Source organism: Pseudomonas sp. CM27 (assembly GCF_013179515.1).
In the GTDB taxonomy this organism is placed as follows: domain Bacteria; phylum Pseudomonadota; class Gammaproteobacteria; order Pseudomonadales; family Pseudomonadaceae; genus Aquipseudomonas.
Window position 1 is genome coordinate 2881 of record NZ_JABMCN010000250.1, and the last position, 6006, is coordinate 8886.

General features: G+C 63.2%; 8 protein-coding genes. 5 read left to right on the plus strand and 3 right to left on the minus strand.

All coding sequences use genetic code 11. From position 1 onward, the window contains the following. The 3 genes from HP547_RS24160 to HP547_RS24170 form a co-directional block, all read left to right on the plus strand. Positions 1 to 767: FUSC family protein (locus HP547_RS24160; protein WP_172287858.1), on the plus strand; the 767-nt coding region annotated here is incomplete at its 5' end. After that, a complete protein-coding gene (locus tag HP547_RS24165) occupies positions 757 to 957 on the plus strand; it encodes a DUF1656 domain-containing protein (protein ID WP_008097766.1) in 201 nt (66 codons plus the stop codon). The genes HP547_RS24160 and HP547_RS24165, both read left to right, overlap by 11 nt. Positions 958 to 967: 10 nt before the next feature. Then, on the plus strand, positions 968 to 1828 hold the full coding sequence (locus tag HP547_RS24170) for an HlyD family secretion protein (protein ID WP_172287861.1): 861 nt from the start codon (positions 968 to 970) through the stop codon (positions 1826 to 1828). Positions 1829 to 1834: 6 nt separating this feature from the next. Here the strand turns inward: HP547_RS24170 and HP547_RS24175 are convergent, their stop codons facing one another. From HP547_RS24175 to HP547_RS24185, 3 genes are all read right to left on the minus strand, one after another. After that, positions 1835 to 2317: a type II toxin-antitoxin system YhaV family toxin gene (locus tag HP547_RS24175; RefSeq protein ID WP_172287864.1), complete on the minus strand. Its 483-nt coding sequence runs from the start codon at positions 2315 to 2317 to the stop codon at positions 1835 to 1837. After that, complete coding sequence (locus HP547_RS24180; protein ID WP_172220782.1) at positions 2314 to 2640, minus strand: type II toxin-antitoxin system PrlF family antitoxin; 327 nt, start codon at positions 2638 to 2640, stop codon at positions 2314 to 2316. Before HP547_RS24180 ends, HP547_RS24175 begins: the two co-directional genes overlap by 4 nt. A gap of 89 nt (positions 2641 to 2729) precedes the next feature. Continuing rightward, positions 2730 to 3176 (minus strand): universal stress protein, encoded by a 447-nt coding sequence (locus HP547_RS24185; protein WP_172220779.1) that lies wholly within the window; start codon positions 3174 to 3176, stop codon positions 2730 to 2732. A 269-nt stretch (positions 3177 to 3445) separates the two neighbouring features. On the opposite strand from HP547_RS24185, the gene HP547_RS24190 reads away from it, so the two are divergent. Both HP547_RS24190 and HP547_RS24195 read left to right on the plus strand, forming a co-directional pair. After that, positions 3446 to 4351: a LysR family transcriptional regulator gene (locus HP547_RS24190; RefSeq protein WP_172287866.1), complete on the plus strand. Its 906-nt coding sequence runs from the start codon at positions 3446 to 3448 to the stop codon at positions 4349 to 4351. A gap of 137 nt (positions 4352 to 4488) precedes the next feature. Beyond that, the coding region (locus tag HP547_RS24195; protein ID WP_172287869.1) for an MFS transporter at positions 4489 to 6006 on the plus strand (1518 nt) is incomplete at its 3' end.

A 6006-nucleotide genomic window follows, 5' to 3' on the forward strand; every position in this document is an offset into this window, starting at 1 on the left:
ACGGTTTCCCGCTGCTGTGCATGGTGCTGGCGCCGGTGTTCGTGCTGGGCGCGTTTCTTTCCTCGCGGCCGGCCTATGCCGGCTACGGCATCGGCCTGCTGGTGTTCTTCGCCATCGGCTCGGTGCCGAACAACCTCACCGTGTATGACCCGTACACCTTCATCAACGACTACATCGGCATGGTCATCGGCATGTTCGTCTGCGCCGCCGCCGGGGCAATCATCCTGCCGCCCAACAGCCGTTGGCTGTGGAGCCGCCTGGAGCAGGAACTGCGCGAGCAAGTGCTGTTTGCCATCAGCGGCCGCCTGCGCGGCCTGGGCTCGGCCTTTGAAAGCCGCACCCGCGACCTGCTGCACCAGGCCTATGGCCTGGCGGCCGGCAAGCCGCAGGTGCAAAGCCAGTTGATGGGCTGGATGTTCACCGTGCTGGAAATCGGCCACGCCATCATCGAGCTGCGCAAAGAGCAGGCCCGCGCGCCGGTGCACCCGGCCTACGCCGAGTCGCAGCCCTGGCGCCAGGCCATTCGCGTCATGGGCCGCGCCCTAGCCCGGCTGTTCCTGCAGCCCAGCGCCAGCAACCACGAACGTGCCCTGGTGGCGGTGGACCACGCCATCGCCCGGGTACAGGCGACCGACGAGCCCTTTGCCCGGCACTTCGACACTTCGGTGCTGCGCCGTGCGCAAAGCTACCTGCACTTCATCCGTTCTTCCCTGCTCGACCCACAGTCGCCACTGGCACCGGCGAAAGGACTGCAAGATGCCCCGTGAGATCGCCTTCCATGGCGTGTACATGCCCACCATGACCTTGATGTTCCTGTTTGCCCTGGGCCTGGCCTGGGGCCTGGACCGGTTCATCGCCAGCCATGATGGCTACCGCTTCTTCTGGCACCCGGCGCTGCTGCGCCTGAGCCTGTTCGTCTGCCTGTTCGGCGCCCTGGCGCTGTCGCTCTACTGGTGAGAATCCTTCGATGAAAAAGTTCTTCAGCCTGATCGCCACCCTGCTGGTGCTGACCGCTGCCGTGGTGATCGGTCGCCAGTTGTGGCTGCACTACATGACCACGCCGTGGACCCGTGACGGCCGCGTGCGCGCCGACATCATCAACGTTGCCGCCGACGTGCCCGGGTATGTGGTGGACGTGCCGGTCAAGGACAACCAGCGGGTGAAAAAAGGCGACCTGCTGATCCAGATCGACCCCGAGCACTACCAGTTGGCGGTTGACCAGGCCAAGGCGCTGGTCGCCTCGCGCAAGGCCACCTGGGACATGCGCAAGGTCAACGCCAAGCGCCGAGCCGACATGGACAACCTGGTGATCTCCCGGGAAAACCGCGACGACGCCAGCAACATCGCCAACTCGGCTCAAGCCGATTACCAGCAAGCCCTGGCCGAGCTGGCGGCGGCCCAGCTGAACCTCAAGCGCACGCATATCGTCGCCACGGTGGACGGCTACGTGACCAACCTGAACATCCACAAAGGCGACTACGCGCGCACCGGTGAAGCGGTGATGGCGGTGGTCGATGAAAACTCGTTCTGGGTGTACGGCTTCTTCGAGGAGACCAAGCTGCCGCACGTGAAGGTGGGTGACCCGGCCGAATTGCAGATGATGAGCGGCGAGCGCATCAAGGGGCATGTGGAGAGCATCGCCCGTGGCATCTACGACCGCGACAACCCCCAGAGCCGCGAGCTGATTGCCGACGTCAACCCGACGTTCAACTGGGTGCGGTTGGCGCAGCGGGTGCCGGTGCGTATCCACATCGATGAAGTGCCGGAAGGTTTTTTGCTGGCGGCGGGGACGACGTGTACGGTGGTGGTGAAACCGAGCGAGGGGTGAATTCTGCTATTCGGGCCTGACATGCACAGACCCGCACTCTCGCAGCAATTTATCCCAGTCATCTGGTGGATGGCCAGTTAGCAGCATCTTCTGAAAGACTTTGTAAGCGTCATCGCTGCTGTCGTAGGCCCGCTTGCTCGATTCATCATTGACCCAAGACAGCACGATGATCCGACTGGCGGTGTGATAGCGAAAGAACAAGCGGTATTGCTGGAAGAACTTCGCTCTGAACCAGTGCTTGTGGTCACCGCCCAACGTTGCGCCCTGCCTGTACTCAACTTTGGTCGGGTCCTGGGGGATCACATCGAATGCCAAGCGTTTGATTGCCGCCAGCCGCTTATAAGCATTCTTCTTGGCGTAACCAGCTGGGTCTTTCTGCATCTGAGCCTGAACCTGGGCGCTCAGCCCGTCCAGCTTGGCCAGGAACAATGGGTGGGCAAATACAGTCCATCCATGAATAACAAATGGCTTCCTGTTCGCATCACTCATTCATCATCCGCCGACAGAGGTTGATCAAGGTCGACCTCCGCGTCGCCGACAAGCTTGTCGAGACGAGCGATGAGGCCTGCATCGACAACCTGCAGCCGTTGAGGATTGGTAGCGATGTCGTGCGCCAGGAAATCCAGGAACTGGCCCAGCACCGGATCGTCCTCGGTTGCCTCTGCGCGGGTGAGTATCACCCCACCGTCAGGGCGAATCGAGTAATGGATCTTGTCACGCTTTTTCAAACCCAGGGCGCGCCGTACGGTTTCGGGAACGGTGGTTTGGTAGCGATCAGTCAGCGTGGACTCGACTTCGAAGGTGGTAGCCATGGGCACTGTCCTTTGTGTTGCAGCAGTACTCCAAGGTAATGCGATTGCATTACCTGGTCAATGCAATTGCGTTTCCGGGTGATGGCCGGTCAGGCGGGCCCTACCAAAACCGGCATTTCAATGCGGTCGATCACCTTTGCGCTGATCGACGGATCGAGCAGCCGCCCCAGCCGCGACAGGTGCCGGTGACCCATGATGACCAGCTCGCAGTTCAGCTCCTGTGCCTTGGCGATGATGGCGTCGACCGGCTGCCCGGCCACCATGCAGCCCTGGCTGGCGAAACCGGCCTGTTGCAATTCGCGTACTGCCTCGGCCACGGCGTGGTCGGCGTGTTGCTGTTCCTCGCAGGCAGCGGGGTATTCCTCCAGCTCCTCGGCGGTGTAGGGCGCGGGTCTGTCGTGCACGGCGAAGGTGGAATCGATGGCCAGCAGCACGTGCAGTTCGTGCTCGCCTGGGCGGCAGTAGCGACGGGCCAGGGCGAGCAGGGCAGTGGCGGCGGGGGAGGCGTCGATGGCGATCAGGACGGGGTTGGGCATTGGGGATCCTTGTAAAGGCTGGCGGAGTGATTGCCTGTTCGGGCCCTTTCGCGGGTAAACCCGCTCCCACAAAGACCACACAGCTTTCAAATATTGTGGTGTACCTGTGGGAGCGGGTTTACCCGCGAAAGGGCCGAACCTGCCAAAGGTCATTCTTGGCCAGATCGACTTACGGGATAAATGCCCCACGGCGCACGGGCGCATTGCGTCTGGTGCAATCCTGCAACCTGCTACCATCGCCCTTCCCAGCGCAGTAACGGATAACCGCCATGCAACTCCCGGACATGAACCTGCTCGTCGCCCTCGATGCCCTGCTCGACGAAGGCAGTGTGGTCGGCGCGGCGCAGCGCATGAACCTGAGCCCGGCGGCGATGAGCCGGACCTTGGGACGGATCCGCGATGCCCTGGGCGACCCGATCCTGGTACGTGCCGGCCGTGGCCTGGTGCCGACCCCACGGGCGCTGGCCCTGCGCGAGCAGGTGCATGGGCTGGTGGAGCAAGCCGGGCAGGTGTTCCGCAGCCGCGACGCGGTCGACCTGGCAAACCTGGACCGGGCCTTCAACATTCGCACCAACGACCTGTTCATCGCCCTGTACGGCGCCCAGTTGCTGCGCATGATGCTGGCCCAGGCGCCGCGCACGGTGTTGCGCTTTGTGCCGGAAGGCAGTGGCGACGATGACGCGGTACTGCGCAACGGTCACATCGACCTGATCATCAGCTCGGCCATTGAACTGGGCCCGGAGATGAAGGTGCAGAGTTTGTTCAATACCTATTTCGTCGGCTTGGCGCGCGAGGGGCACCCTATTTTCGAGGCGCCGATCACACCGCAGCGCTTTGCCGCGTATCCGCAGATCAGTGTGTCACGGCGCGGTCGGGCCAATGGGCCGATCGATGTGGCGCTGGCCAGCCACAAGGTGGAGCGGCGGGTGGCGCTGATCACCACCAGTTTCCACTCGGCGATGTTCTCGCTGCCGGACTCCGACCTGATCCTGCCGATACCTGCCAATATCCTCAACAGCGTGAACCGCCTGAAGCTGCCATTGCGCTCTTTCGAAATACCCGTGCCGCTGGAAAAGGTTAATGTGAAACAGGCGTGGCACCCGCGATTCGACAACGATCCGGCGCATCGGTGGCTGCGCCAGACGCTGAAGGCGTGCGGTAGCATGGACCCATGATCAGGGCCTTTCATGCCCGCTATGATGTCCCGATTGCGTTTGACGCAACATAAACCTACCGAGAATTCAGTTTTCGTCAGCATTCGACGTTCTTAGACTTGCTCCAGTCGTGATTTTGTTGCTGGAGATGTCTGTCCATGAGTTCCCTGTCCGCCCCCTCTGCCGCGATTGGCGCTGCCGCCCCCGCGCCGGCCGCGCCTGCGCAGACGGCGTTCGGCCTGCAGGTCGTGGTTGGGCTGTTCGGTGTACTGCTAGCCGTGCTGTGCGCGGGCCTCAATGAGTCGGTGACGAAGATTTCCCTGGCCGATATTCGCGGCGCCATGGGCATTGGTGCCGACGAAGGCGCCTGGCTGCTGGCGGTGTACAGCGCCGCCTCGGTCTCGGCCATGGCTTTCGCGCCGTGGCTGGCCACTACCTTCTCGCTACGGCGCTTCACCATGAGCGCCATCGGCGTGTTCGCCGTGCTGGGTCTGCTGCAACCGTTCGCCCCCAACCTGCACAGCCTGATGCTGCTGCGCGTGCTGCAAGGTTTTGCCTCTGGCGCCTTGCCGCCGATGCTGATGAGCGTGGCCCTGCGCTTCTTGCCGCCGGGTATCAAGGTGTACGGCCTGGCCTGCTATGCCCTTACCGCCACTTTCGGCCCTAACCTCGGCACGCCACTGGCTGGCCTCTGGACCGAGTACGTCGGTTGGCAGTGGGCGTTCTGGCAGATCATCGTGCCGTCGGCGCTGGCCATGTTCTGCGTGGGCTGGGGCCTGCCGCAGGACCCGCTGCGCCTGGAACGTTTCAAGCAGTTCGATTGGCGCGGCGTGCTGCTCGGCCTGCCCGCCATCAGCTGCATCGTGCTGGGCCTGTCGCTAGGCGACCGCTGGGGCTGGTTCGATTCGCCACTGATCTGCTGGCTGCTGGGTGGCGGCCTGCTGTTGCTGGTGCTGTTCATGTACAACGAGTGGTCCGAGCCGCTGCCGTTTTTCCAGTTACGCATGCTCTCGCGACGCAACCTCAGTTTTGCCCTGGTGACCCTGGCCGGCGTGCTGATCGTGTTGTCTGGTGTAGGTAGCATCCCGTCGGCCTACCTGGCGCAGATCCAGGGCTACCGGCCGGTGCAGACCAGCCCGTTGATGATGCTGGTGGCCATGCCGCAGCTGATCGCCCTGCCGCTGACCGCCGCCCTGTGCAATATCCGCGCGGTGGACTGCCGCTGGGTGCTGGGCATCGGCCTGGCGATGCTGGCGGTGTCCTGTGTCGGCAGCAGCCTGCTGACGTCGCAGTGGATCCGTGGCGACTTCTATCCGTTCTACCTGCTGCAGGTGTTCGGCCAGCCGATGGCGGTACTGCCGCTGCTGATGCTGTCCACCAACGGGATGACCCCGCAGGAAGGCCCGTTCGCCTCCAGCTGGTTCAACACCGTCAAAGGCCTGGCTGCAGTGGTCGCCGGTGGCCTGCTGGACGCCGTTGGTACGCTGCGCCGGCACTTCCATTCCAACCACCTGGTGGACAGCCTGGGCAACGCCCCGCTGGTCGATGACAACAGCGCAGGCCTGGCCAAGCGTATCCACGACCAGGCGCTGGTGTTGACCTCCGCCGACCTCTACCTGGTCATGGCCTGCATTGCAGTGGCCCTGATCTGCCTGATTCCTTTCGTGCCTACCCGG

What these genes read in the sequence shown, in the direction of transcription:
- HP547_RS24190 (WP_172287866.1), top strand. Translation starts at nt 3,446, where the DNA reads ATGCAACTCCCGGACATGAACCTGCTCGTCGCCCTCGATGCCCTGCTC.
- HP547_RS24175 (WP_172287864.1), bottom strand. Translation starts at nt 2,317, where the DNA reads ATGAGTGATGCGAACAGGAAGCCATTTGTTATTCATGGATGGACTGTA.
- HP547_RS24185 (WP_172220779.1), bottom strand. Translation starts at nt 3,176, where the DNA reads ATGCCCAACCCCGTCCTGATCGCCATCGACGCCTCCCCCGCCGCCACT.
- HP547_RS24170 (WP_172287861.1), top strand. Translation starts at nt 968, where the DNA reads ATGAAAAAGTTCTTCAGCCTGATCGCCACCCTGCTGGTGCTGACCGCT.
- HP547_RS24165 (WP_008097766.1), top strand. Translation starts at nt 757, where the DNA reads ATGCCCCGTGAGATCGCCTTCCATGGCGTGTACATGCCCACCATGACC.
- HP547_RS24180 (WP_172220782.1), bottom strand. Translation starts at nt 2,640, where the DNA reads ATGGCTACCACCTTCGAAGTCGAGTCCACGCTGACTGATCGCTACCAA.